General features: G+C 67.5%; 22 protein-coding genes and 1 tRNA gene. 14 read left to right on the plus strand and 9 right to left on the minus strand.

Annotated elements, in window-relative coordinates; genetic code table 11:
• Positions 1-8 precede the first annotated feature (8 nt).
• The 3 genes from miaB to ACIP1U_RS01185 form a co-directional block, all read right to left on the minus strand.
• Positions 9-1,361, minus strand: coding sequence for a tRNA (N6-isopentenyl adenosine(37)-C2)-methylthiotransferase MiaB (gene miaB / locus ACIP1U_RS01175; RefSeq protein WP_400310678.1), 1,353 nt, complete (start codon positions 1,359-1,361; stop codon positions 9-11).
• Between the two features lie 85 nt (positions 1,362-1,446).
• A complete protein-coding gene (locus tag ACIP1U_RS01180) occupies positions 1,447-1,854 on the minus strand; it encodes a hypothetical protein (protein WP_400310680.1) in 408 nt (135 codons plus the stop codon).
• A 111-nt stretch (positions 1,855-1,965) separates the two neighbouring features.
• A complete protein-coding gene (locus tag ACIP1U_RS01185) occupies positions 1,966-3,651 on the minus strand; it encodes a ClcB-like voltage-gated chloride channel protein (RefSeq protein ID WP_400310682.1) in 1,686 nt (561 codons plus the stop codon).
• 324 nt (positions 3,652-3,975) lie between these two features.
• Here ACIP1U_RS01185 and ACIP1U_RS01190 point away from each other — a divergent pair, with 324 nt between their 5' ends.
• Together ACIP1U_RS01190 and ACIP1U_RS01195 are read left to right on the plus strand one after the other, a co-directional pair.
• Positions 3,976-5,607 carry a DEAD/DEAH box helicase gene (locus tag ACIP1U_RS01190; protein ID WP_400310685.1) on the plus strand — a complete coding sequence of 544 codons (1,632 nt, stop codon included), beginning with the start codon at positions 3,976-3,978 and terminating at the stop codon, positions 5,605-5,607.
• Between the two features lie 4 nt (positions 5,608-5,611).
• On the plus strand, positions 5,612-6,664 hold the full coding sequence (locus ACIP1U_RS01195) for a serine/threonine protein kinase (protein ID WP_400310688.1): 1,053 nt from the start codon (positions 5,612-5,614) through the stop codon (positions 6,662-6,664).
• 45 nt (positions 6,665-6,709) lie between these two features.
• Here the strand turns inward: ACIP1U_RS01195 and ACIP1U_RS01200 are convergent, their stop codons facing one another.
• Positions 6,710-7,147 carry a universal stress protein gene (locus ACIP1U_RS01200; protein ID WP_400310691.1) on the minus strand — a complete coding sequence of 146 codons (438 nt, stop codon included), beginning with the start codon at positions 7,145-7,147 and terminating at the stop codon, positions 6,710-6,712.
• Between the two features lie 376 nt (positions 7,148-7,523).
• Here ACIP1U_RS01200 and ACIP1U_RS01205 point away from each other — a divergent pair, with 376 nt between their 5' ends.
• The 10 genes from ACIP1U_RS01205 to ACIP1U_RS01250 all read left to right on the plus strand — a co-directional run bounded on the left by ACIP1U_RS01205 (position 7,524) and on the right by ACIP1U_RS01250 (position 17,705).
• Positions 7,524-8,591, plus strand: a complete 1,068-nt coding sequence (locus ACIP1U_RS01205; protein ID WP_400310694.1) for a CaiB/BaiF CoA transferase family protein — start codon at positions 7,524-7,526, stop codon at positions 8,589-8,591.
• Between the two features lie 172 nt (positions 8,592-8,763).
• Positions 8,764-9,390, plus strand: coding sequence for a LuxR C-terminal-related transcriptional regulator (locus tag ACIP1U_RS01210; protein WP_400310696.1), 627 nt, complete (start codon positions 8,764-8,766; stop codon positions 9,388-9,390).
• A gap of 378 nt (positions 9,391-9,768) precedes the next feature.
• Complete coding sequence (locus tag ACIP1U_RS01215) at positions 9,769-11,400, plus strand: murein L,D-transpeptidase (RefSeq protein ID WP_400310699.1); 1,632 nt, start codon at positions 9,769-9,771, stop codon at positions 11,398-11,400.
• Positions 11,401-11,430: 30 nt separating this feature from the next.
• Positions 11,431-11,991, plus strand: a complete 561-nt coding sequence (locus ACIP1U_RS01220) for a YcbK family protein (RefSeq protein WP_400310701.1) — start codon at positions 11,431-11,433, stop codon at positions 11,989-11,991.
• Between the two features lie 286 nt (positions 11,992-12,277).
• On the plus strand, positions 12,278-12,559 hold the full coding sequence (locus ACIP1U_RS01225) for a UxaA family hydrolase (RefSeq protein ID WP_029048819.1): 282 nt from the start codon (positions 12,278-12,280) through the stop codon (positions 12,557-12,559).
• Between the two features lie 50 nt (positions 12,560-12,609).
• Entirely contained in the window at positions 12,610-13,785 is a 1,176-nt protein-coding gene (locus ACIP1U_RS01230; protein WP_400310704.1) for a UxaA family hydrolase, read from the plus strand.
• Positions 13,785-14,720, plus strand: a complete 936-nt coding sequence (locus tag ACIP1U_RS01235; RefSeq protein WP_400311725.1) for a hydroxyacid dehydrogenase — start codon at positions 13,785-13,787, stop codon at positions 14,718-14,720. The genes ACIP1U_RS01230 and ACIP1U_RS01235 overlap by 1 nt, the downstream gene beginning before the upstream one ends.
• On the plus strand, positions 14,717-15,742 hold the full coding sequence (locus tag ACIP1U_RS01240; RefSeq protein ID WP_400310706.1) for an Ldh family oxidoreductase: 1,026 nt from the start codon (positions 14,717-14,719) through the stop codon (positions 15,740-15,742). Before ACIP1U_RS01235 ends, ACIP1U_RS01240 begins: the two co-directional genes overlap by 4 nt.
• Before the next feature lie 77 nt (positions 15,743-15,819).
• Complete coding sequence (locus ACIP1U_RS01245; RefSeq protein WP_400310709.1) at positions 15,820-16,851, plus strand: Bug family tripartite tricarboxylate transporter substrate binding protein; 1,032 nt, start codon at positions 15,820-15,822, stop codon at positions 16,849-16,851.
• A gap of 113 nt (positions 16,852-16,964) precedes the next feature.
• The gene (locus ACIP1U_RS01250; protein ID WP_400310712.1) at positions 16,965-17,705 is read left to right on the plus strand and encodes a GntR family transcriptional regulator; all 741 of its coding nucleotides are present in this window, start codon (positions 16,965-16,967) and stop codon (positions 17,703-17,705) included.
• A 99-nt stretch (positions 17,706-17,804) separates the two neighbouring features.
• Here the strand turns inward: ACIP1U_RS01250 and ACIP1U_RS01255 are convergent.
• From ACIP1U_RS01255 to ACIP1U_RS01275, 5 genes are all read right to left on the minus strand, one after another.
• Positions 17,805-17,881: transfer RNA gene (locus ACIP1U_RS01255), tRNA-Met, on the minus strand.
• 141 nt (positions 17,882-18,022) lie between these two features.
• Positions 18,023-19,720 carry an MFS transporter gene (locus ACIP1U_RS01260; RefSeq protein ID WP_400310715.1) on the minus strand — a complete coding sequence of 566 codons (1,698 nt, stop codon included), beginning with the start codon at positions 19,718-19,720 and terminating at the stop codon, positions 18,023-18,025.
• A gap of 250 nt (positions 19,721-19,970) precedes the next feature.
• The gene (locus tag ACIP1U_RS01265) at positions 19,971-20,300 is read right to left on the minus strand and encodes a DUF4212 domain-containing protein (RefSeq protein ID WP_400310718.1); all 330 of its coding nucleotides are present in this window, start codon (positions 20,298-20,300) and stop codon (positions 19,971-19,973) included.
• On the minus strand, positions 20,297-21,844 hold the full coding sequence (locus ACIP1U_RS01270) for a sensor histidine kinase N-terminal domain-containing protein (RefSeq protein ID WP_400310721.1): 1,548 nt from the start codon (positions 21,842-21,844) through the stop codon (positions 20,297-20,299). The genes ACIP1U_RS01265 and ACIP1U_RS01270 overlap by 4 nt, the downstream gene beginning before the upstream one ends.
• Before the next feature lie 80 nt (positions 21,845-21,924).
• Positions 21,925-22,614, minus strand: a complete 690-nt coding sequence (locus ACIP1U_RS01275) for a response regulator (protein ID WP_400310723.1) — start codon at positions 22,612-22,614, stop codon at positions 21,925-21,927.
• A 228-nt stretch (positions 22,615-22,842) separates the two neighbouring features.
• Between ACIP1U_RS01275 and recA the strand changes: the two genes are divergently transcribed.
• Together recA and recX are read left to right on the plus strand one after the other, a co-directional pair.
• Complete coding sequence (recA, locus tag ACIP1U_RS01280) at positions 22,843-23,898, plus strand: recombinase RecA (protein WP_400310726.1); 1,056 nt, start codon at positions 22,843-22,845, stop codon at positions 23,896-23,898.
• 102 nt (positions 23,899-24,000) lie between these two features.
• Entirely contained in the window at positions 24,001-24,468 is a 468-nt protein-coding gene (recX, locus tag ACIP1U_RS01285; RefSeq protein WP_400310729.1) for a recombination regulator RecX, read from the plus strand.
• Positions 24,469-24,523 lie beyond the last annotated feature (55 nt).

Genomic DNA, 24,523 nt, shown 5'->3' on the forward strand with positions numbered 1-24,523 from the left:
TTCTCGGGTTACTGGCGCACCACGATCTCGCCGCGCAGCGAGTGCGGGAACGCCTGCGTAATGCTGACATCGACCATCTGGCCGACCAGCCGGTCGCGGCCGGCCTGGGGAACACCGGGCAGCGCAAAGTTGACCACGCGGTTGTTCTCGGTGCGGCCATGCAGCTCGGTCGGGTCCTTGCGCGCCGGGCCTTCGACCAGGATGCGCTGCACCGTGCCGACCATGCTCAGGCTGATGCGCTGCACATTTTCCTCGATGGTCGCCTGCAGGCGCTGCAGCCGGCGCAGCTTGACCTCGTGCGGCGTGTCGTCGTGCAGGTTGGCCGCGGGCGTGCCCGGGCGCGGGCTGAAAATGAACGAGAACGAGGTGTCGTAGCCGATCTCCTCGATCATCGCCATCAGCTTCTCGAAGTCGGCATCGGTCTCGCCGGGGAAGCCGACGATAAAGTCCGACGACATCGACATCTGCGGTCGCAGCGCGCGCAGCTTGCGGATGATACTCTTGTACTCCAGCACGCTGTAGCCGCGCTTCATCGCCATCAGGATGCGGTCCGAAGCATGCTGCACGGGCAGGTGCAAATGATTCACCAGCTTGTCGCAGCGGCCGTACAGCTCGACCAGCCGCGAGGTGAATTCCTTCGGGTGGCTGGTGGTGTAGCGGATGCGCTCGATGCCGGGAATCTCGGCTACGTACTCGATCAGCAGCGCGAAGTCGGCGATCTCGGTGGTGTCGCCCATCTTGCCACGGTAGGCGTTGACGTTCTGGCCCAGCAGCGTGACTTCGCGCACGCCTTGGTCGGCCAGTCCGGCCACTTCGGCCAGCACGTCCTCGAACGGACGCGAGACTTCCTCGCCCCGGGTGTAGGGCACCACGCAGTAGCTGCAGTACTTGGAGCAGCCTTCCATGATCGAGACAAAGGCGCTCGGGCCTTCCACGCGCGCCGGCGGCAGGTGGTCGAACTTCTCGATCTCGGGGAAGGAGATATCCACCTGCGACTGGCCGGTGCGCTGGCGGCGCGCGATCAGGTCGGGCAGGCGGTGCAGCGTCTGCGGGCCGAACACCACGTCGACGTACGGCGCGCGCGAGACGATGCTGGCGCCTTCCTGGCTGGCCACGCAGCCGCCCACGCCGATCACCAGGTCGGGCTTGACCGCCTTGAGCGCCTTCATCCGGCCCAGTTCGGAAAACACCTTCTCTTGCGCTTTTTCGCGCACCGAGCAGGTATTGAACAGGATCACGTCGGCGTCTTCGACGTTGTCGGTGGGTTCCAGCCCCTGGCTGGCGTTGAGGACGTCCACCATCTTGTCCGAGTCATACTCGTTCATCTGGCAGCCGTACGTCTTGACGAAAACTTTCTTCATATGCCGATCTCAGTGGTTGACCTGGGGGCATCAGGGTGTTGCAACAACGCGCGGTCGCGTGGGGCACGCCGCGCTTTTCCAGGGACTACGATTTCTGTTTCAGCGCCTTCTGCTCCGGCTCGCTCAGCACCCAGGCGGTCAGCAACTGGCCGTAGAGGTCGAGCTTGTATCGCACCGGCAGCTTCTGGCCTGCCACCGCGGCGGTAGCCAGTAGTTGGTTGTCGGTACCGAACAGGCGCACGCCCGGTGCCACGCCCACGGTCTTGCCGTCCAGCGTGGCGGTCTGCGGCGCGGCGGCCGACGGGGCGGCGAGCACCAGCCTGGCTGCCTGCGCGTCCTCCGGGATCACCCGCACCGGCTGGGCCGAGGCGGCGGCCGCACCGAGCAGCAGGGCGGTTACCGTTACCCTTATGCACGCCAGCCACGGCAACCGCCCGCGCAAGGATCTGGTATTTTCCGGCGCCTCGCGGCGCGTATCACGACCTGCTGGCATGGGGGAACTCCGTCAAGTGAGGCGAAGCGTTGGCGGGAATGGCCCGGAACCGGGCGCAACCCGCCATTTTACTCGCTTGGCGCTTCCCCGGGGCGCCCGGCAAGTCGGCGCTCAGAACAGGCAGGAGGCCTCTTGCAGCACACGCTGCTTTGATACCGTGCCAATGAGCTCACGATCTACCATGTCTCGTACCAGCGGGATCCGGTTGATGCCGTGTGCGGCGAATACCTCAAGCGCGTCGCGCAGGCGTGAGGCGGGCGTCAGCGCCGGGAAGTCGCGCTCGGCCAGCTCCAGCACGCCTTGCTGCGAGCCTTCGCGCTGGGCGCGCTGCACGGCGTGGATCGACAGCGCGCCCAGCAGGCGCCCGTCGAACTGCACCAGATAGAGATAGCGGGTACCGGTCTCGGCGAATTTGTCGGCCGCCTCGGCCAGGCTGGCGTTGGGGTCGAGCACGGTGGCGGTCGGGTCGCACAGCCCCGCCAGCGTCATGGTGCGCGCGTGCTCGGCCGCGGCTGACGCCTGTGCGCGCTCGGCGATCACGCTGTACAGCGATAGCGTCTGGCAGCGCGACGCCGTGTAGTACGCCGCCACCGCTCCGATCATCGACGGCAGCAGCAGCGCCGGCGCCAGCGTCATCTCGAAGACCATCAGCACCGACATCAGCGGCGCCTGGCTGGTCGCCGCCAGGAACGCGCTCATGCCGACCAGCGGCAGCAGCGGCGTGGCGCCGTCGGCGACGCCATGCATGGCCAGCGCCAGCAATTGCCCCAGCGCCGCGCCAACGAACAGAGACGGGGTGAACACCCCGCCGACCGCGCCGGAGCCCATGCTGATCACCGTGGCCACCAGCTTGGCCAGCAGCACCCCGGCCACCGGCACGCTCAGCGGCTGTTCCTGCAGGATGGTCTGGATGGTGTGGTAGCCATTGCCCACGACCTCGGGTACTGCCATCGCCAGCACCCCGACCAGCGCGCCGCCCAGCGCCAGCCGCGCCACCGGCCCGCCCGGCACCGCTGCGAAGCGGCTGCGGGCGAAGCCAGACGCACGCATGAACAGCGCCCCGACGATGCCGGCCGCCACGCCGAGTCCGGCTGCCGCCAGCAAGATATGCGGGCGCAGGTCGGGTGCGATATCCAGCCCCGGATACAGTGGCTGCAATCCGCCGTGCCACTGGCTGACCATGGCGCCGGCTACCGAGGCAAGGAACAGGGGCATCAGCCGCTGGACGGCTAGTGCCCCAAACACCACTTCAGCGACAAAGACGGCGGCGGAGAAGGGGGTGTGATAGACGGTCGCCAGGCCCGCCGCGGCGGCGCAGGCGGTCAGCATCCGGCGCATGTTCGAGCCGCCGCCGCGCTCCAGCCGGGTGGTCGGAAACAGCGAGCCGCACAGCGCCGCCAACTGGATCATCGCGCCTTCCTTGCCGACCGAGCTGCCGCTGACGATGGAGAAGAACGAGGACATGGCCCGCAGCAGCGTGATCCGCACCGGCAGCCGGCCGCTGCCATTTGCCACCGCTTCCATATAGTCGGTCGCGCCGCTGTGACTGCTGGCCAGTCGGTTGGACAGGACCAGCAGCGCGCCGGCCAGGGCACCGCCCACTGCGGGCACCACCACGCGCCAGCCCAGCGCCAGTGCCGCAAAGACGACCACCACGTCGGCATGGCTCGAAAACAGCACCACGCCGGCACCTTCCAGTGCCTCCTCGAACAGCGTGGTCGCAATGGCTGCCACGATGCCGACCGGGATGGCCGCAAAGAGGGTGACTTCCTGGTCTTCAAGGAAACGCAAGCGCATGGCGGACTCCGGGGCGCAGCAGGGCGCCGGGGCAGGCAGGGTAGGCGTGACGGCGGCGACTCGGGGAGGGTCGCCTGCAGAGCCGCCCATGATAGCGCAGCGCCACCTGGCCTCGCCGAGGTGCGCCGCCGCGCATGCGGCACCGCCGCATGTGCAGAACCGGCTCGCGAGGGACTGGTACACTAGCGACCTTTCCCGCGGACGGGCCATTGGCCTGCCAGGCCGGCCTCCCGGCCGCTCCTGTTACCGATACCGAACATCGATTACACGAGCCATCCCGCGATCGGCGCACCGCGTGCGCAGGGATGGCCGAAGCAGCAATTCATGTCTTTTTCCGAACTCGGCTTGTCCGAAAAGATTGTGCGTGCGGTGGCCGAACAGGGCTACACCTCACCGACTCCTATCCAGGCGCAGGCGATCCCCGCCGTCCTCAAAGGCGGCGACCTGCTCGCCGGCGCCCAGACCGGCACCGGCAAGACCGCCGGCTTCACCCTGCCGATGCTGCACCTGCTGTCCGAGTCCGCTGCGGCCCGTGCCGCCGGCAACGCACCGCGCGCGGGCAAGCCGCCGGTACGCGCGCTGGTGCTGACGCCGACGCGCGAACTGGCCGCGCAGGTCGAGGAAAGCGTGCGCAACTACGGCAAGTACCTGCGCCTGCGCTCGATGGTGATGTTCGGAGGCGTTGGCATCAACCCGCAGATCGAGCAGCTCAGGCGCGGCGTCGATATCGTCGTGGCTACGCCCGGACGCCTGCTCGACCACGTGTCCCAGCGCACCATCGACCTGGCCCAGGTGGAACTGCTCGTGCTCGATGAAGCCGACCGCATGCTCGACATGGGCTTCATCCACGATATCCGCAAGATTCTTAACGTGCTGCCGGCCAAGCGCCAGAACCTGCTGTTCTCGGCGACGTTCTCGGACGATATCCGCGCGCTGGCCGACCGCCTGCTGAACAACCCCGCCTCGATCGAGGTGGCGCGGCGCAACACTACCGCCGAGACTGTCGACCAGCGCGTCTACCCGGTCGACCGCGAACGCAAGCGCGAGTTGCTGGCGCACCTGGTGCGCCAGCACGACTGGCACCAGGTGCTGGTGTTCACCCGCACCAAGCACGGCGCCAACCGCCTGGCCGAGCAGCTGGCCAAGGACGGGCTGTCGGCGCTGGCGATCCACGGCAACAAGAGCCAGTCGGCGCGCACCCGCGCGCTGTCCGAGTTCAAGGCCGGCACGCTGCGGCTGCTGGTGGCGACCGATATCGCTGCGCGCGGCATTGACATCGACCAGCTCCCGCACGTGGTCAACTTCGACCTGCCCAACGTGCCCGAAGACTACGTGCACCGCATCGGCCGCACTGGCCGCGCCGGCGCCGAGGGCGAGGCGATCTCGCTGGTCTGCGTGGACGAGCACGCGCTGCTGCGCGATATCGAGCGCCTGATCAAGCGCAAGATCGAGCAGACTGTGCTGCCGGGGTTTGAGGTCGACCCGGCCATCGCTCCCGAGCCGATCCAGAAGGGTCGCCAGCAACGCGGCGGCGGGCAGGGGCAAGGGCAAAGCCAAGGCCGCGGCCGCAGCCAGGCACGCCCGGCCAACGCCGACGGCGAGCCGGCACAACGCGCACGCGCGCCGCGCCAGGCCCAGGACGCACCGCGCCAGGGCCAGGGTGGCCAGCCGCGTCAACGGCAGGCCGAAGGCGGCCAGCGCCGCGGCGGTGGCAACGGCAACGCCGGCAATCATGGCGGCAGCAACGCCGGCAGCAACGCCGGCAGCAACGCCGGCAGCAATGGTGGCGCACGCAGCGGCGCACCGCGCCAGGGCAGCCAGGAGCCGGCACGCGGCCAGCAGCGCGCCGCCGCCCAGCCCGCACGCCAGTCGCACGATGCCGCCCCGGCCCCGGCACGCAACCGCCGCCCGGCGCCGCAGGCTGCGCTGCTCGGCGGTAACCGCAACCGCGACTGACACCATGACAGCGTCCACCGCCCCGGCCGATTCCGGTATTCCCTATGCCGGCCTGACGCCGGAGCTGATGCTGGACGCGCTCGAAAGTACCGGCCTTCGTCCCGACGGGCGCCTGCTGGCGCTCAACAGCTATGAAAACCGGGTGTGGCAGGCCGGCATCGAGGACGCCGCGCCGGTCATCGCCAAGTTCTACCGCCCCGGCCGCTGGACCGACGCGGCCATCCTGGAAGAACACGCCTTTGTGCAGCAGCTGGCCGATGCCGAGATTCCGGCCGTGCCGGCGCTGACCTTGCCCGCGGGTGCGCCGGATGCCGGTACGCTGTGCTACCACGCCGGTTTCCGCTTTGCGGTGTTCCCGCGCCGCGGCGGCCGCGAACCCGCGCTCGACCGCAAGGACACGCTGACCTGGCTCGGCCGCTTTATCGGCCGTATCCATGCCGTCGGCGCGGCGCACCCTTACCAGGCCCGGCCCGCACTGGATATCGACAGCTTCGGCGTTGCCCCGCGCGACTGGCTGCTGGCCAGCGGCTGCATCCCCGCCGACCTGCTGCCGGCGTGGCAGTCGGTCGCCGACCTCGCGCTGGACGGCGTGCGCCGCTGTTACGAACGCGCCGGCGACGTGCTGCTGCTGCGCGTGCATGGCGACTGCCACCGCGGCAATGTGCTGTGGATCGACGAAGACGATGCGCGCGGCGGCAGCCTCGGCGCGCCGGGGCCGCACTTCGTGGATTTTGACGACAGCCGCATGGCGCCGGCGATCCAGGACATCTGGATGCTGCTGGAGGGCGACCGCGCGGCGATGCAGGACCAGCTGGCCGACGTTGTGGCCGGCTATGAGGATTTCGCGGAATTCCGCACGCGCGAACTGTGGCTGGTTGAGGCGCTGCGCACCCTGCGCCTGCTGCACTACAGCGCCTGGCTGGCCAGCCGCTGGACCGACCCTGCCTTCCCGGCCGCGTTCCCGTGGTTCGGCACCGCGCGCTACTGGCAGGACCGCATTCTCGAACTGCGCGAACAGGTAGCCCTGATGGACGAAGCGCCCCTGTGGGGCGCCTGACAAGCGAAACGCGGCGCCGGGCGCGCCGCGTTTCCCGAGATTGCCTTACTTCTTCTCAGGCGCCTTGACCAGCAGCACCGGGCAATCCGCCTGCGCCAGCACGCGTCCGGCCACCGAACCGATCACCGCATCAAAGAAGGAACCGCGGCCATGCGTGCCCATCACGATGGCTTCGGCATTCACCGAACGCGCATAGGCCACGATGCGTTCCGGCGCGAAACCGTGCAGCGCATGCTGCTCGAACGGCACGCCGGCCGCCGACAGGATCTCGCTGACGCCCGCCATCGCCTTGTCGCTGGCCTCCTTGTGCCAGTCGTCGATGGTTTCCTTGCTGACAAAGGCGCGCACCTGGCCGCTCACTTCCGGGGCCACATGCACGACATGCACGGTAAAGCCGTTCTGCAGCAGCTTGCCTTCGGCAATAAAGCGCGCCGCGGCATCGCTGAAGGCCGAGCCATCGGTGGCGAGCACGATATTGGTCATGACGGGAATCTCCTGGATTGGGGGCTGTCGGGACGAGCCAGGTTGAAGAACACCTCCTGACGCTGCCGCCGCGGGGCGTCGGCGCCAACTGAAACCATCATCGCAGCAAGTTTCCCGCTGTGACCCGACTTAGATCAAGTTGGTTCGGAAAACTACGATACCGCCACGGCCTCGCGTGCGATAACCGGCCGCATGGCAAATCCGTCAACCCGGCTGGCAGTTTCGGCCATTGCCGCCCCGGCACCGTGGCGCTTAGCATGGCTTGCGAGCCCCAGTGACAGGCCGGCATGCGGCCGTACTGACGCGGCGCACGACACATCCCACATAGCTGGCCCGGGACCCGGATCCCGGCGCATGGCAACCCGGAGACAACGAAATGAGTGAGCATGGCAAGCTGCTGCCCCTGCGCGGCATCAAGGTGGTGGAATTCGAAGGGATCGGCCCCGGCCCGCTGTGCGGCGCCATGCTGGCCGGCCTCGGCGCCGAGGTAACGCTGGTGACCCGCCCGGTCGCCCCCGACGCGCGCCGCATCCTGCGCGGCCAGTCTGTGCCGCCGGAGATGGAACTGGAGCACGGCAAGCAGGTCGTGCAACTGAACCTGAAATCGCCCGAGGGCGTCGCCGCGGCGCTCGACCTCGTGGCGGGCGCCGATGCGCTGATCGAAGGGCTGCGCCCCGGGGCGATGGAGCGGCTGGGCCTGGGCCCCAAGGCCTGCCACGCCCGCAATCCGCGCCTGGTGTACGGCCGCATGACCGGTTGGGGGCAGAGCGGCCCGCTGGCGCAGAGCGCCGGCCATGACCTGAACTACATCGCGCTGACCGGCCTGCTGTCGATGGCCGCGCGCGACGATGCGCTGCCGATGGTGCCGCCGACCGTGATGGGCGACGCCACCGGCGCGCTCGGCCTGGCCTTCGGCCTGACCAGCGCCATCCTGAGCGCGCGCGCCAGCGGCGAGGGCTGCGTGGTCGATGCGGCGATCACCGACATCGTTGCCATGCTCGGTTCGCTGGTGCAGGTGTCGCGCGCCGCCGGCACGCTCGGCGGACCCGAGCCCAGCCCGTTCCACGATTCGCCGTTCTATGACGTCTACCGCTGCGCCGACGGCCGCGCCATCACGCTGGGCGCACTCGAGCCGCAGTTCTACCGCGAACTGCTCGAACGGCTGGAACTGGCCGACGTCGATCCCGCTACGCAATACGACCGCGCCCGGTGGCCCGCCCTGAAGGCGCGCATCGCCGCCTGCATCGCGGCGCAGCCGAGCAAGCACTGGGAAGCGCTGCTGGGCGGCACCGATGTATGCTTCGCGCGCGTGCTGACTTTGGATGAGGCCGCCCGCCATCCGCACAACCAGGCGCGCGGCACCTACCGGATGTTCCGGCAGGGCGAGCGCGAGGTCCCGCGCTCGGCCCCGGCGCCGCGCTTCCTGCCCGCCGGCACGGAGTGAGCGGCCAGGTCCTGACACGCAGGCCGGCCTGGCACCGCCTGGCTGTTCATCCCTGCGGAATTGCCCGACCGCCGCGCAGATTCTGCTGCTTCCCAGCAGCGAGTATTCCGCGCTTCAGCACGCAGCATGGCCCTTAACCTTGGCAACTACCCAAGCTGTCAAGGAGTTCCAATTGCACCACGCGCTGATCGTCGACGAGCCGTCCCGGTTCCGCACTACGCTGTCCGGTCAACTGGCGGCGGCATTGGATGCCGCCGAGGTGCTGGAAGCCGACGGTGTGCGCGATGCGTTCCGGCTGGTGCGTGATCACCGCCCCGGGCTGGTACTGGTCGATGTCGAGGTTTTCGGCGATCCCGGCGTCGATTTCGTTCGGCGCGTGTCGGCGACCTTTCCCGCGGTGCACGTGCTGGTGCTGTCCGGCACCGACGCCACCGCCGCCCCGGTGCGGGCGCTGCGAGCCGGCGCGCATGGCTTCGTGGTCAAGCACCGCGGCGTGCGCGAGGTGCTGCAGGCCGCGCGCGGCGTGCTGAGCGGCTACCTGGTGTTCCCCATGCACACGCTCGAAGCCGCGCGCCAGCTCGGCGAAGTGGTCAACTCCGGCATCCCGCGGCTCAGCAATCGCGAAATCACCATCCTGCAATACTTGGCGCGCGGCCATTCCAACAAGGCGATCGCCGCGGAGCTGCTGATCAGCAGCAAGACGGTCAGCACGCACAAGGCCAATATCATGGCCAAGCTCAGCGTCAACTCGCTCGTGGAAATGGTCGACTATGCGCGGCGGCGCCAGTTGGTGTGGTGAACGGCTGCATCAGCGTGCGCACAGTGCGTCCCTGACGACCATCGCCGCCACCCGCGCGCATCGACCCGGACAAGAACCTGACGCTGTGCATGTCCGGAGGCGATTTGTCTTGGGCATCCGCTTTACCGAGAGCTGGGCACATGCGGTTCGACACCGTCGCGCTACCCTCCACCATGCGGTCCGAACGCCGCTTCCACAACACGGGTAGACTGTGGGCGTGTGCCACGAAACGGGCCCATCCCCACGATGCCTTCGTTCCCGACAGCCGCCATGCGCCTGACCAGCGCCAGTCTTGCTGCAGCCAAGGCTGCTCTCCCTTCGCTTTGCAATGCCGAGTGTCATGTCAGCGACCACAGCCCGAGGCGCCGTCCCTGCGCCATGAAGCGTGCCCTTGCCGCGCTGCTGCTGGCAGGGGCCGCCGGAGCCCCGGCCCTGGCCCAGCCGCTCCAGACGACCCCGGCCCCGGCAGCACCGCAAGCGTCAGTGCCACAAGCCTCTCCGGCACCCCAGGGACCACTTTGGTTCGCGCAGGGCAGGCCCATACCGGAAGCCAGGCACGCGGTCGACGCGCTGTCCAACGCGGCCGCTGATGGGCTCGATCCCCGCGACTACGATGCCGAGGCACTGCGGCAGGCAGTGCACCAGGCGGCCACTGGGCCGGTACTCGCATCGGATGCCGCCGCCCGTCTTGACGCCGCGCTGACCGCCGCGATGGAGCGCATGCTGGCCGACTTGCACAGGGGCCGTATCAATCCCCGCGCGGTCCATGCCAATTTCGCGCCACAGGAAGAACGCCAATATGACGCCGCGACAGTGCTGCGCGAAGCGGTCGCGCAACACCGCCTGCCGGACGCCGTGCGCCAGGCCGCGCCCACTTTCCCCCTGTATGGCACGCTGCGCGAGGCATTGGCCCGCTACCGCGAGATCGCTGCGCAGCCGGCCTGGGCGCAGCCGCTGCCGGCGCTGCCCGCGGGCAAGCTGACGCCGGGACAGCCGTGGACGGGCACTGCCGCGCTGACAGCGCGCCTGGTGGCACTTGGCGACCTGCCGGCCGGCACGAAGCCGCCGGCGCGCTATGAAGGCGCTCTCGTCAACGGTATCAAGGCGTTCCAGTCGCGGCACGGGCTTCAGGCCGACGGCGTGATCGGCCCCGGGACGCTGGCGCAACTCAATCTGCCCATGGCCAGCCGGGTGCGGCAGATCGAACTGACCATGGAGCGGATGCGCTGGACCCCGCTGGATGGCCCACGCATGATCGTGGTCAACGTGCCGGAGTTCATGCTGCGCGCCTACGAGATCCGCGACGGCAAGCTCGACATCAAGCTGGAGATGAAGGTGATCGTCGGCAAGGCGCTGGACACGCGCACGCCGTTGTTCGAAGAAGACATGCGCTACATCGAGTTCAGTCCGTACTGGAATGTGCCGCCGTCGATCGCCAAGCGCGAAACGGTGCCCCGGCTCCGGCGCGATCCGGCGTATTTCAACCGGCAGGGCTTCGAGTTCGTGAACGGCGACGGCAAGGCCGTGACCACGCTGTCCGAGGACAACCTGGAGGCCGTGCTCAATGGCCGCATGCGCATCCGGCAGCGCCCCGGCCCCATGAATGCGCTGGGCGACATCAAGTTCGTGTTCCCCAACAACGAAAACATCTACCTGCACCACACCCCGACGCCGCAGCTGTTCAAGCGCGACCGGCGCGACTTCAGCCACGGCTGCATCCGCGTGGAATCCCCAGTGGCACTGGCGCAGTTCGTGCTGCAGGATATGCCGGACTGGAACGAGGCGCGTATCCGCGAGGCGATGACGCGCGGGAAGTCGAACACGGTGCGGCTGCAGCAACCGCTGCCGGTGGTGCTGGCCTATGGCACGGTCATCGCCCGGGCCGACGGTCGTGTATCCTTCCTGCCTGACATCTACGGTCACGACAAACTGCTGGACAAGGCGCTGCGGCAACGCACCGGGCGCCCCTCGCCGCCAGCCATCGCGCGCGCCGCTGCCGCCAGGCAATAAGGCGCGCCCAGCACATGCAGAGGAAGTACCATGAATGATGCGACGCGCAAGGCACGCCGCCGCTTTCTACATGCCACCGGAGGCCTGGCCCTGGCGGCTGGCCTGATGCCCCTGGCGACGCGCCAGGCGCTTGCCAGCCTGCCCGATGCGCGCTCGCTGGCTTTTGACCACACCCACACCGGCGAGCGCATCAAGCTCGTCTATGCCGTCGGCGACAGCTTTGTTCCCGACGCACTCACTTCGCTCAATGGCTTTCTGCGCGACCACTATTCCGGCCAGGTAGGGGTGATCGATCCGCAACTGTTCGACCTGCTCTTCCAGTTGCGCCGGGAACTAGGCACCAATGAACCGTTCCAGGTCATTTCGGGCTATCGCAGCCCGGCCACCAATTCGCGCCTGCGAACCTCGCGTGGCGGCGGTGTCGCCAGGCACAGCCTGCACATGGACGGCAAGGCCATCGACATTCGCGTGGCCGGGGTGCCGCTGGGCGACCTGCGCGATGCCGCGAAGACGCTGAAGGGCGGCGGTGTCGGTTTTTACCAGGGCGAGCAATTCGTACACCTGGATACGGGCCGGGTACGCTACTGGTAATTGTCCCGGCAGGTCGTCACAGCCGACGACCGATAACTGGCCGGGCACGTCGATGCCCGTCGCGGCGGCCCTGAACAGGCCGCCCCAACGCCAGCACCTCCTTCCCCTTAACACTGCCGCAGGACGATCCGCAGGTCGCCGATGATCTGCTGCGGCCCCGTGCGCCCGAGGCGCCGATTCACGCTCAACTAAGTGATATATATGAGTTAGTTGACATGGATCTTTTGCTTGCCTAAGATGGTTTCACAGACAGCCCGCAAAGACGACCCACACAGAGGAGACAACGATGATTCACGTAGTGCTGCACGACGCCAAGGACACCGTGGCGGTGGCCGTGGTGGAAGGGATCCAGGCCGGAACCAAACTCAACGCCTGGATCATGGATGAGGACAAGATCGTGACCGTGACCGCGCTGCAGCCGATCCCCATCGGCCACAAGGTGGCGCTGTGCGACATGGATCCCAACGACACCGTCTACAAGTACGGCATCGACATCGGCAAGGTGGTGGCGCCAATCAAGGCGGGCGAGCACGCCCACGTCCACAACATCAAGACCAAGCGCTGGTAAGCCGCGCCCGGTCCGCCACTCATCTCCTACTCATACCCGAGAGACAAGCCATGTCCGTGATCGATCAAAACACCACCTTCCAGGGCTACCGCCGCGACAACGGCCGCGTCGGCGTGCGCAACCACGTCATCATCCTGCCGCTGGACGACCTGTCCAACGCCGCCGCCGAGGCGGTCGCCGCCGCCATCAAGGGCACCATGGCGATTCCCCACCCGTATGGCCGGCTGCAGTTCGGGCCGGACCTGGACCTGCACTTCCGCACGCTGATCGGCGCGGGCAGCAATCCCAATGTCGCCGCGGTGGTGGTGATCGGCATCGAGGATGGCTGGACCAAGAAGGTGGTCGATGGCATTGCCAGGACCGGCAAGCCGGTGGTCGGCTTTGGTATCGAGGGCCATGGCGACCATGACACCATCATGCGGGCGTCGAAGGCGGCGAAAGAGTACGTGCAGTACGCCACCGCGCTGCACCGGGTGGAATGCCCGATCAGCGAGCTGTGGGTGTCGACCAAGTGCGGCGAGTCGGATACCACTTCAGGCTGCGGCGCCAACCCGACCGTCGGCAATGCCTTCGACAAGCTGCATCCGCTCGGCACCACACTGGTCTTCGGCGAGACTTCCGAACTGACCGGCGGCGAACATATCGTGGCGGCGCGCTGCGCCAACGACGAAGTGCGCCACCAGTTCATGGCCATGTTCGAGCGCTACCAGGGCATGATCGACCGCTGGAAGACCTCGGACCTGTCGGAGTCGCAGCCGACCAAGGGCAATATCGCCGGCGGCCTTACCACGATCGAGGAGAAGGCGCTGGGCAATATCCAGAAGATCGGCAAGAAGTGCACGGTCGACGGCGTGCTCGACAAGGCCGAAGAGCCGACGCACCCGGGCCTGTGGTTCATGGATTCGTCCTCGGCTGCGGCAGAGATGGTCACGCTGTGCGCCGCCGCGGGCTATGTGGTGCACTTCTTCCCGACCGGGCAGGGCAACGTGATCGGCAACCCGATCGTGCCGGTGATCAAGCTGTGCGCCAACCCGCGCACGGTGCGGCTGATGAGCGAGCACATGGACGTCGATTGCTCCGGCCTGTTGCAGCGCGAGCTGACGCTGGACCAGACCGGCGACAAGCTGCTCGAGTGCATGCTGGCCACGGTCGACGGTCGCTGGACCGCGGCGGAAGCGCTCGGTCACCGCGAGTTCGTGCTGACCCGCATCCACGAGTCGGCATGATGAAGCGCATCTGCATCAGCGAGTTCATGGACGATGCCGCGGTGCAGGCGCTGCGGGCGGGCTTCGACCTGCGGTACGAGCCGGGCTGGGTGGACCGCCGCGCCGAACTGCTCGATGCGCTGCCCGGCGCGCAGGCGCTGATCGTGCGCAACCGCACGCAGGTCGACGCGGCACTGCTGGCCGGTGCGCCGTCGCTGCGCGTGGTCGGGCGGCTCGGGGTCGGGCTCGACAATATCGATGTCGATGCCTGCCGCGAGCGCGGCATCCGCGTGATCCCCGCGGCCGGGGCCAATGCGCGCTCGGTGGCCGAGTATGTGGTCACCACCGCGGCGCTGCTGCTGCGCGGCGCCTACGGCAGCAGCGCGCAAGTGGCCGCGGGGCAGTGGCCGCGCGCACGCCTGTCGGAGGGCAGGGAGGCACTCGGCAAGACGCTGGGGCTGGTGGGCTTCGGCGACATCGGCAGGCAGGCCGCCGCGCTGGCGCAGGCGTTTGGCATGCAGGTGGCGGCATACGACCCGATGCTGGCCGCGGACGATCCGGTATGGGCCCGGACCGGCGTGCGCAGCGTCGCGCTCGACACGCTGCTGGCGCAGTCCGACGCGGTCAGCCTGCATGTGCCGCTGGTCGCCGCCACGCGGCATCTGATCGACGCGCAGCGGATCGCCGGCATGAAGCGGGGCGCGGTGCTGATCAACACGGCCCGCGGCGGCGTGATCGACGAGGCCGCACTGGCGCAGGCGCTGCGGGACGGACATCTCGGTGGCGCCGCGCTCGACGTCTTCGAGCACGAACCCTTGCCCGCAGGCAGCGCGCTCGCCGACGTGCGCAACCTGATCCTGACCCCGCATATCGGCGGCGTGACGCAGGAGGCCAATGCGCGGGTCTCGATGATGATCGCGCAGCAGGTGCGGCGGACGCTGGAGGACATGACATGAGCCGGGTGCCGATGACGCAATTGGAGCGGATCGCCAACGCCGCGCTGCGGCGTGCGGGCACGAGTCCGCTGCAGGCCGACGCCACTGCTGCGGCGCTGGTGCGTGCCGATGCGGCGGGGCTGGCATCGCATGGCGTATCGCGGGTACCCATGTATGTGGCGCATCTGCACGCCGATCGTGTCGACGGACGCGCCACGCCCACGGTGCGCTCCGCACGCGCCAGTGCCGCGCTGGTCGATGCGGGTTGCGGCTTCGCCTTCCCGGCATGCGACCTGGCAATTGCCGAGGCGATGCGCCGAGCCCACGAAACCGGTGTCGGTGTGGCGGCGGTCACCAACAGCCATCACTTTGGCGCGGCCGCGCTGCCGCTCGATGCGGTGGCGCGCGTCGGCATGGTGGGCATCGCCATGGGCAACTCGCCTGCCGCGATGCCTGCCTGGGGAGGGCGGCGCCCGCTGTTCGGCACCAACCCCATTGCCGCGGTGTTTCCGCGCCGGGGCCGCGCGCCGGTCGTGATCGACCTGTCGTTGTCCGAGGTCGCGCGCGGCAAGATCATGGTGGCGGCGAAGCAGGGCAAGCCGATCCCGCTGGGCTGGGCCCTGGACGAGGCCGGTCAGCCGACAACCGATGCGCAGGCCGCGCTGCGCGGCTCGATGCTGCCCGCGGGCGGCGTCAAGGGCGCGATGCTGGCGCTGATGGTCGAACTGCTGGTGACCTCGCTGGCGGGCGCCAGCTTCGGCGCCGAAGCGGATTCCTTTTTCACCGACGCCGGCAACCGGCCGCGTATCGGCCAGCTCTTCATGGCGCTGGACCCTGGCGCGTTCGCGGGCTCCGACGCTTATGCCGGACGTGTCGAAGCCCTGTTGCAGGCAATGCTGGATGACGGGGGCACGCGCCTGCCAGGCGCGCGGCGCGAGGCCGCGCAGGCCGCCGCGCAGGCCCATGGCATAGACATCCCCGACGCCCTGCTCGATGCGCTGCGCGAACTGGCGGGAGAGGCGGTGCAGGAGGGCAAGGCCTAGCGGTTTTCGATTCGATTCCCACCACGAAAGCGGACCCGACACAGAACGGGCCAGCGACCACAAAACGGAGACACACCATGTATCGAGGTTTGATTCGCACCGCGCTCAGGTATGGAGCCGGCGCGCTTGTCGCGTTGTCCGCAGTATCCACGCTCACCGGACTGGCCTCGGCGCCGGCCGCCGCACAGGGCACCGCGCAGGCGTCGGTGCCCGCCCATGACTATCCAGGCAAGCCGATCCGCTACGTGGTCCCGTTCGCGGCCGGCGGCCTGACGGACATCATGGCGCGCCTGGTCGGGCACCAGCTCGCGGAGGAGTGGAAGCGGCCCGTGGTGGTCGACAACAAGCCCGGCGGCAACGCGAATATCGGCGCCGACCAGGTTGCGAAGGCACCCGCAGACGGCTATACCTGGCTCGCGGTCACGCTGACGCACGCTTCCAATGTCACGCTGTTCCCCAAGCTGCCGTTCAGCATGCAGAAAGACCTGGTGCCGGTGGCGCGCATCGCCTCGTCGCCGATGCTGGTGGTGGTGCCGGCCAGTTCGCCGGTCAAGTCGATGAAGGACCTCGCCGCGGCGGCGCGGAAGGGCAAGCTCAATGCCGGCTCCAGCGGCAACGGTACGCCGCCGCACCTGACGCTGGCCCTGTTCGAAAGCCTGACCGGCGCCAACCTGACCCATGTGCCGTACAAGGGTGGGGCGCCGTCGATGACCGACCTGATCGGCGGCCAGATCGATGTGGTGTTCTCCAATTTCCCGGAATCGCTGGCCTACGTGAAGGGCGGCAAGCTGCGCGCGCTGGCGGTGACCACGCGTGAACGGCACCCCCTGCTGCCCGAGGTGCCGACCGTGGCCGAGGCGGGCTTTCCCGACCTGATCGTCGAGAACTGGACCGGCATGATGATGCCGGCGGGGACGCCGAAGCCGATCGTCGACAAGGTTGCCGCGTCGGTGGCGCGCATGCTCCAGTCCGACGCGATGCGCGAGCGCATCGTGGCGGCCGGATTCAGCCCGGCGCCGCAGACCAGTGGCCCCTTCGCCGAATACTTCAACAGTGAGGTGACGCGGTGGGCAAGGCTGATCGAAGAGAAGCACATCCGCGCCGAATAGCACCGGCTGGCCGCGACAGGCGCAAGATGGCCTCCGGTATGATCTGGCTTATCTAGATGAATCGGCCCGCGCGCGCCGTCAGGCGGCGTGGGCCAGCGAACAGGGATTTCAACGTGGGTGCCAGATTTGATGCCGCCAGCGCGATTGGCGGCGTCCTGTACAAGGACGTCAAGCAGGCCATTCTCTCCGCACTGGCGGAGGGCGAGTGGAAGCCGGGAGAAGCCATTCCGTCCGAGCGCAAGCTGATCGAGCGCTTTGGCGTGTCGATCGGCACGTTGCGCAAGGCAATCGATGAACTGGTGGCCGAAGGCATCATGATCCGGCACCAGGGCCGCGGCACGTTTGTCGCCACGCACCGGCAGGAGGATCACTTCTTCCGCTTCTTCCGTATCGTGCGCCAGGATGGCCATCGCGAATATCCGACCGTCCGCCTGGCCAGGTTCCGCCGCGCGAAGGCCGACAAGGAAGAGGCGGCCGCTCTGGGGCTGGCCGTTGGTGAGCCCGTGTTTCGTTTCGCCAATGTCCTGTCGCTGGAAGGCACCCCGATGATGATCGATGCCATCACCGTGCCGGAAGAGCGCTTCAAGGGCCTGACGGAGAAGCAGTTGCGCGAGCGGCCCAATACGCTCTACAACTTCTATCAGGACACCTTCGGCATCAATATCATCCGCACCGAAGAGCGGCTGCGCTCGGCACTGGCGGACGAAGATGACCACGCGCTGCTGGGCGTTCCCGTGGGCAGTCCGTTGCTGAAGATACTGCGGGTGGCCTCGTCCTACCACGACGAGCGGATCGAGTATCGCGTGTCGCGGCTCGATACCAGCCGGCATGAGTTTCTTTTGTCGCAGCCTTAGGGCGTGCCGCTTCCGGCATCGAAAGGTGCCGGCAGCGCGCCCGGCAAGCCAAAGCAAAAAGCCGCGTTCTCTTGCGAGGACGCGGCTTTTTCAAATAGATGGTGGCGAATCAGGGACTCGAACCCCGGACCTGCGGATTATGATTCCGTCGCTCTAACCGACTGAGCTAATTCGCCAACGAAGACTGAGATTATACAGTGCCTTTCGGCACTGTCAACACCCTCTTGCGAAGTTTTTTGCAGGACACCGGAGCCCATGAAACAACGGCAGGCCGGGGAGGCCTGCCGTTGCGGTCACGGTTTCGTTCCGCCGACCTTTCAGTCGTGGGCGTAGATATCCACGTCCTTGGTTTCCCGCACGAACAGCGCACCGATCACGAAGGTGATGGCCGCGATGATGATCGGGTACCACAGGCCGTAGTAGATATTGCCGTTCTGGGCCACCAGCGCGAACGAGATGGTGGGCAGCAGGCCGCCGAACCAGCCGTTGCCGATATGGTAGGGCAGCGACATCGAGGTATAGCGGATACGGGTCGGGAACAATTCCACCAGCATGGCGGCGATTGGCCCGTAGACCATGGTCACATAGATCACCAGGATGACCAGGATCACCAGCACCATGATCGTGTTCATCTGCGCCGGGTCGGCCTTGGCCGGGTAGCCGGCGGCGGACATGGCGCCGCTCACCTCCTTCTTGAACGCCGCGATCTGGGCCTTGCTGGCATCGTCAAAGGCATGGCTGTTGGCGAGCTTGGCGTCGAACGCCTTGATCTCCTTGTCGCCGATCTTGACCGTTGCCACCGTGCCGGCCGGGGCTTCCACCACCTCATAGCTGGCCGACGACTGGGCCAGGGTACGCTTGGCGATATCGCACGAGCTGCGGAAGTCGATTTCGCGGGCGATCGGGCTGCCCTGGAACGAGCACTGCTTCGGATCCGCGGTCACCACGATCTGCGCGGTCTGCTGGGCGCGCTCCAGCGCCGGGTTGGCGTAGTGGGTCAGCGCCTTGAACAGCGGGAAGTAGGTCAGCACGGCCAGTGCGCAGCCCGCCATGATGATCCACTTGCGCCCGATCTTGTCAGACAGCGAGCCGAAGAAGATAAAGAACGGCGTGCCGATCACCAGTGCGCCGGCGATCAGCAGGTTGGCCGTCTTGGCATCGACCTTGAGCACCTGCGTCAGGAAGAACAGCGCGTAGAACTGGCCGGTGTACCAGACCACGGCCTGGCCGGCGGTCAGGCCGAGCAGGGCCAGGATCACGATCTTCAGGTTGCGCCACTGCCCGAACGACTCGGTCAGCGGAGCCTTGGAGGTCTTGCCCTCGGCCTTCATGCGCTGGAATGCCGGCGATTCATTCATCGACAGCCGGATGTACACCGACACCCCCAGCAGCAGGATCGACAGCAGGAACGGGATGCGCCAGCCCCAGACTTCAAAGTTCGGGCCGGTCAGCTCGCGGCACAGCAGGATCACGATCAGCGACAGGAACAGGCCCAGCGTGGCGGTGGTCTGGATCCACGAGGTATACGCCCCGCGCTTGCCGTGCGGCGCGTGCTCGGCCACGTAGGTGGCGGCACCGCCGTACTCGCCGCCGAGCGCCAGGCCCTGCAGCATGCGCAGGATGATCAGGATCACCGGGGCGGCCCAGCCGATGGTGGCAAAGCCGGGCAGCAGGCCGACGATGAAGGTCGACAGGCCCATGAGCAGGATCGTTACCAGGAAGGTGTACTTGCGCCCGATCATGTCGCCCAGGCGGCCGAACACCAGCGCGCCGAACGGCCGCACGATAAAGCCGGCGGCAAAGGCGAGCAGCGCGAAGATGAAGGCCGAGGTCGGGTCCAGGCCGGCGAAGAACTGCTTGGCGATGATCGCCGCCAGCGAACCGTACAGATAAAAGTCGTACCACTCGAACACCGTGCCCAGCGACGAGGCAAAGATCACCTTGCGCTCCTCGTGTGTCATCGGCGCGTTCTGCGCACCCCCTCCGGGTACCGCAACGTTTTGCACGTTTGCCATCTTGTCTCCTCCGTCTGGATTGGATCTCGGGCAAGGCGCGGCAACATCGCGGAAAAGGCCCGTGCCGCTGGCCGGGAGCCTGAGTTGCAGAGGATTGTGGGTGGCGAAACTTACTGCGTTCTGACAGATTTCGGTGCGCAAGTGCCAAAAATGTCGGGGTATACGCTAGCCGATTTCAGGGCCGCGCATGCTGCGGTGCAGCCAGCATCGGCCATTGCGCGGCATTGCTATGCGCCCGGCAGGCATGTCGCTATGCAGCATCGGAGCCCGGCCCGCGCAAGGTACCCTGCGAAGGCAGGGGGGCGGGCGCGTCAGCTTCATCGGCGCTTTCATCGGCGCGGTTCATGCGCCAGGCGTAGAGGGCGGCCATCAGCACGTAGACCACCAGCGCCCCCTGGGCGCCCACCCAGAACGAGAACGGCCAGCCGAAGAAGTCGAAGCGCAGTTCGCGCGCAAACCACGCCACCACGAAGGTGACCACGAACCAGACTGCCAGCAGCCCGGCGATCCAGCGCAGGTTGCGATGCCAGGCCTGGCGCTGGCGGGCCTCGGCGAGGTCAGGGGCGGGCATGTCGCTCATATGGGGGGAGTTTCGGTGGGGCGGCGCAGTGTCACGCGGAAATGCGCGCCGGCCAGGCGCGGCGATTGCTGGTAGACGTGGTCGGAAATCTGCACATCGCCGCCGTGCTGCTGCACGATCTCGCGCACGATGGCCAGGCCCAGCCCGCTGCCTTCGGTATTGGTGCCGAGCACGCGGTAGAAGCGCTCCATCACGCGTTCGCGCTCGGCCGGCGCAATGCCCGGGCCGGTGTCTTCCACGTCCAGGTAGGCAAACGGCTCGAAGGCATCGGCGCTGACGCGCACCGTCGCGTGCCCGCCGCGCGGCGTGTAGCGGATGGCATTGTCGAGCAGGTTGTTGAGCATCTCCGTCAGCATCAGCCGGTTGCCGAGCACCGTCACCGGGTGGTCGTCCGCCTCCAGCCCCAGGTCGATGTCGCGCGCCCAGGCTTGCGGCAGCCAGTCCTTGACCACTTCGCGCGCCAGCGCGCCCAGGTCGAGCTCGCCCATGCCGCCGGCGCCGGCCAGGTTTTCCATGCGCGCCAGCGACAGCAACTGGGTGACCAGGTGCGCGGTGCGTTCGGAGCTGCCCGCGATCTGCGCCAGCGAGCGCCGCAGTTCTTCCGGCGACTGCTCGCGCTGCGCCAGCTCGGCCTGCATGCGCAGCCCCGCCAGCGGTGTCTTCATCTGGTGCGCGGCATCGGCGATAAAGCGCTTCTGCGTCTGCACTGACTGGTCCAGCTGCGCCAGCAGATCGTTGAACGATCCCACCAGCGGCGTGATCTCCTGCGGTGCGGCGCGTTCGTCGATGGGACTGGTGTCGCCCGGGTTGCGTGCGCGGATGCGCTGCTGGATCGCCGTCAGCGGCGCCAGCCCGCGCGAGAGCCCGAACCACACCAGCACCACCGCCAGCGGCAGGATCACGAACTGGGGCAGGATCACGCCCTTGATGATCTCGTTGGCCAGGCGCGCGCGCTTGTCGAGCGTTTCGGCCACCTGCACCAGCACCGGCTGGTTGCCGCTGACATGGCGCAGGTCGACGTAGGTGTAGGCCACGCGCACGTCGTTGCCGGCGACGCGGTCGTCGCGCAGCGACACCAGGCCGGCGTGGCCCTGGTCGTCTTCCGACGGCAGCGGCAGGTCGTGGTCGCCGGCAATGTATTCGCCGCGCTTGCCGACCACCTGGTAATAGATATTGTCGGTCTCGTCGGCGCGCAGGATCTCGCGCGCCGACAGGGGCAGCTGCAACGTGATGCGGCCGTTGACCTCGCGCACCTGCTGCGACAGCACGATGGCGCTGGCTTCCAGCGCCCGGTCGAACGGGCCGTTGGCGATCGACTTGGCGACCAGGTAGGTCACCGCGATGCTCATCGGCCATAGCAGCAGCAACGGCGCCAGCATCCAGTCGAGGATCTCGCCGAATAGCGAGCGCGGCGCGGGCGTGGCGGTGCTTTCCTCCAGGTGCGGCAGAGCGTCGGCCAGTTCCTGGTCGGTGCCGGGGGTGGCAGGGGAGGGTGGCGGCACGGCGCGGTGCGCGCGCCGCCAGGGCAGTTGCAGCAGGCTCATCTCGACGTTTGTCGCTCGGGTGCGGTCGTGCTCGCCTGCAAGGGTGGGGCTAAGGGACGGGCCGCATAAACAGGGTCGCCTCAGTGCTGCGCGGCCACGGCCGGCTGGAATTTTTCCAGGCAATAACCCAGGCCGCGTACCGTGGCGATGCGGATGCCGCCCACCTCGATCTTCTTGCGCAGGCGATGCACGTAGACTTCGATGGCGTTGTTGCTGACTTCCTCGCCCCACTCGCACAGGTGGTCGACCAGCTGTTCCTTGGACACCAGCCGGCCGCAGCGCGTGAGCAGGATCTCCAGCAGGCCGATCTCGCGCGCCGACAGGTCGAGCATCTGTTCGTTCAGGTAGGCGATGCGGCCGACCTGGTCGAAAGCCAGCGGCCCGTGCCGCATCAGCGTGGCGCCGCCGCCGGCGCCACGGCGCACCAGCGCGCGCACGCGCGCTTCCAGCTCGGACAGCGCAAAAGGCTTGGCCATGTAGTCGTCGGCGCCCAGGTCCAGGCCCTTGACGCGTTCGTCGACGCTGTCGGCCGCGGTCAGGATCAGCACCGGCAGCATCGCGCCGCGGGCGCGCAGGCGCTTGAGCACCTCCAGGCCGGACATGCGCGGCAGTCCCAGGTCCAGGATCAGCAGGTCGAAGGTCTGGGTAGAGAGGGCCGAGTCGGCGCCCTGCCCGTCGGCAACGTGGTCGACGGCATAACCCGAGTGACGTAACGAGCGCGTCAGGCCATCGGCCAGCGTGTCGTCATCTTCGGCGATCAGAATACGCATGGTTGTCTCCACCCTGGCCGGCATAGCCGGGCGCCTGCGGAATAGGCGCGATGGGGCTTGCCAAGCATACTGTTTTTTTATACAGTACCCGCACATTCCGCTGGGGCCGCCCCGGGATGATTCCTGAGTGGCGGCCGCGCAGACAGCCGGGCCGGCGCTGGAGCCGGCAAAAAGCCGGTGCCGCGCCACATGCGGCCTATTTATACACCATTTGATTCAAGGACGACCATGGACGACAAGAAGGCAGGTGCCGGCGTGAGCGCCGAGAAGCAGAAGGCGCTTGCCGCCGCGCTCTCCCAGATCGAGAAGCAGTTCGGCAAGGGCTCGATCATGCGCCTGGGCGACGGCGAGGTCGAAAAGGACATCCAGGTGGTCTCCACCGGTTCGCTCGGCCTCGACATCGCGCTTGGCGTCGGCGGCCTGCCGCGCGGCCGCGTGGTCGAGATCTATGGTCCGGAATCGTCGGGCAAGACCACGCTGACGCTGCAGGTGGTGGCCGAGATGCAGAAGCTGGGCGGTACCTGCGCCTTTATCGACGCCGAGCACGCGCTGGATGTCAGCTACGCCGGCAAGCTGGGCGTCAATGTTGGCGACCTGCTGATCTCGCAGCCGGACACCGGTGAGCAGGCACTGGAAATCACCGACGCGCTGGTGCGTTCGGGCTCGATCGACCTGATCGTGATCGACTCGGTGGCGGCGCTGGTGCCCAAGGCTGAAATCGAAGGCGAAATGGGCGACTCGCTGCCCGGCCTGCAGGCCCGCCTGATGAGCCAGGCGCTGCGCAAGCTGACCGGCACCATCAAGCGCACCAACTGCCTGGTGATCTTCATCAACCAGATCCGCATGAAGATCGGCGTGATGTTCGGCTCGCCGGAAACCACCACCGGCGGCAATGCGCTGAAGTTCTACGCCTCGGTGCGCCTGGATATCCGCCGCATCGGCTCGATCAAGAAGGGCGACGACGTCATCGGCAACGAGACCAAGGTCAAGGTGGTCAAGAACAAGGTCTCGCCGCCGTTCCGCGAAGCCTTCTTTGACATCCTGTACGGCCAGGGCATCTCCCGCCAGGGCGAGATCATCGACCTGGGGGTGGACGCCAAGATCGTCGAGAAGTCGGGCGCTTGGTACAGCTACAACGGCGACAAGATCGGCCAGGGCAAGGACAACGCGCGTGAATACCTGCGCGAGAACCCGGACATCGCCGAAGAGATCGAGAACAAGGTGCGCGTGGCACTGGGCGTGGTGCCGACCAACCCCGTAGCCGCGGAAGCGCTGGAAGGCTGATCGCGTCCACGCAAGACGCAACACGATTGCATCAGCCGGAAGGGCCGGGGCATCAGTCGATGCGCCGGCCTTTTTTATTAGGGACTTTTCACCGAACCGCCAATGGCCCCCCGCCCCCCGCTTTCCCTGAAGGCTCGCGCCGTCGGCTACCTGTCGCGCCGCGAACACAGCCGGGCCGAGCTGACGCGCAAGCTGGCGCCCCATGCCGAATCGCCGGAGCAGCTCGAGCAGTTGCTTGACGCGCTCGAGCGCGAGAACTGGCTGTCCAACCAGCGCTTTGCCGACAGCCTCGTCCATCGCCGCGGCGCGCGCTATGGCGCGGCCAGGGTGATGCAGGAAGCCAAGACCCACAAGCTGGGCAGCGAACAGCTGGGCGAACTGCAGGAAAGGCTGCGCGCCACCGAGACCGAGCGTGCCCGCGAGGTCTGGCGCAAGCGTTTCGGCGTGCCGCCGGATACGCCGGAGGCGCGTGCCAAGCAGATCCGCTTCATGGTGGCGCGGGGATTCTCACGCGCGGTGGTCAGCAAGATCATCCAGGGCGCTGACGAAGCGTACGGCAACGACGATTGAGCGTATGCGTGCGGCATCGTCCGCATTGGTCGGTTCATTACCTGCACTGGCATCA

It is taken from the genome of Cupriavidus sp. NPDC089707 (genome assembly GCF_044748965.1).
In the GTDB taxonomy this organism is placed as follows: Bacteria; Pseudomonadota; Gammaproteobacteria; order Burkholderiales; family Burkholderiaceae; genus Cupriavidus.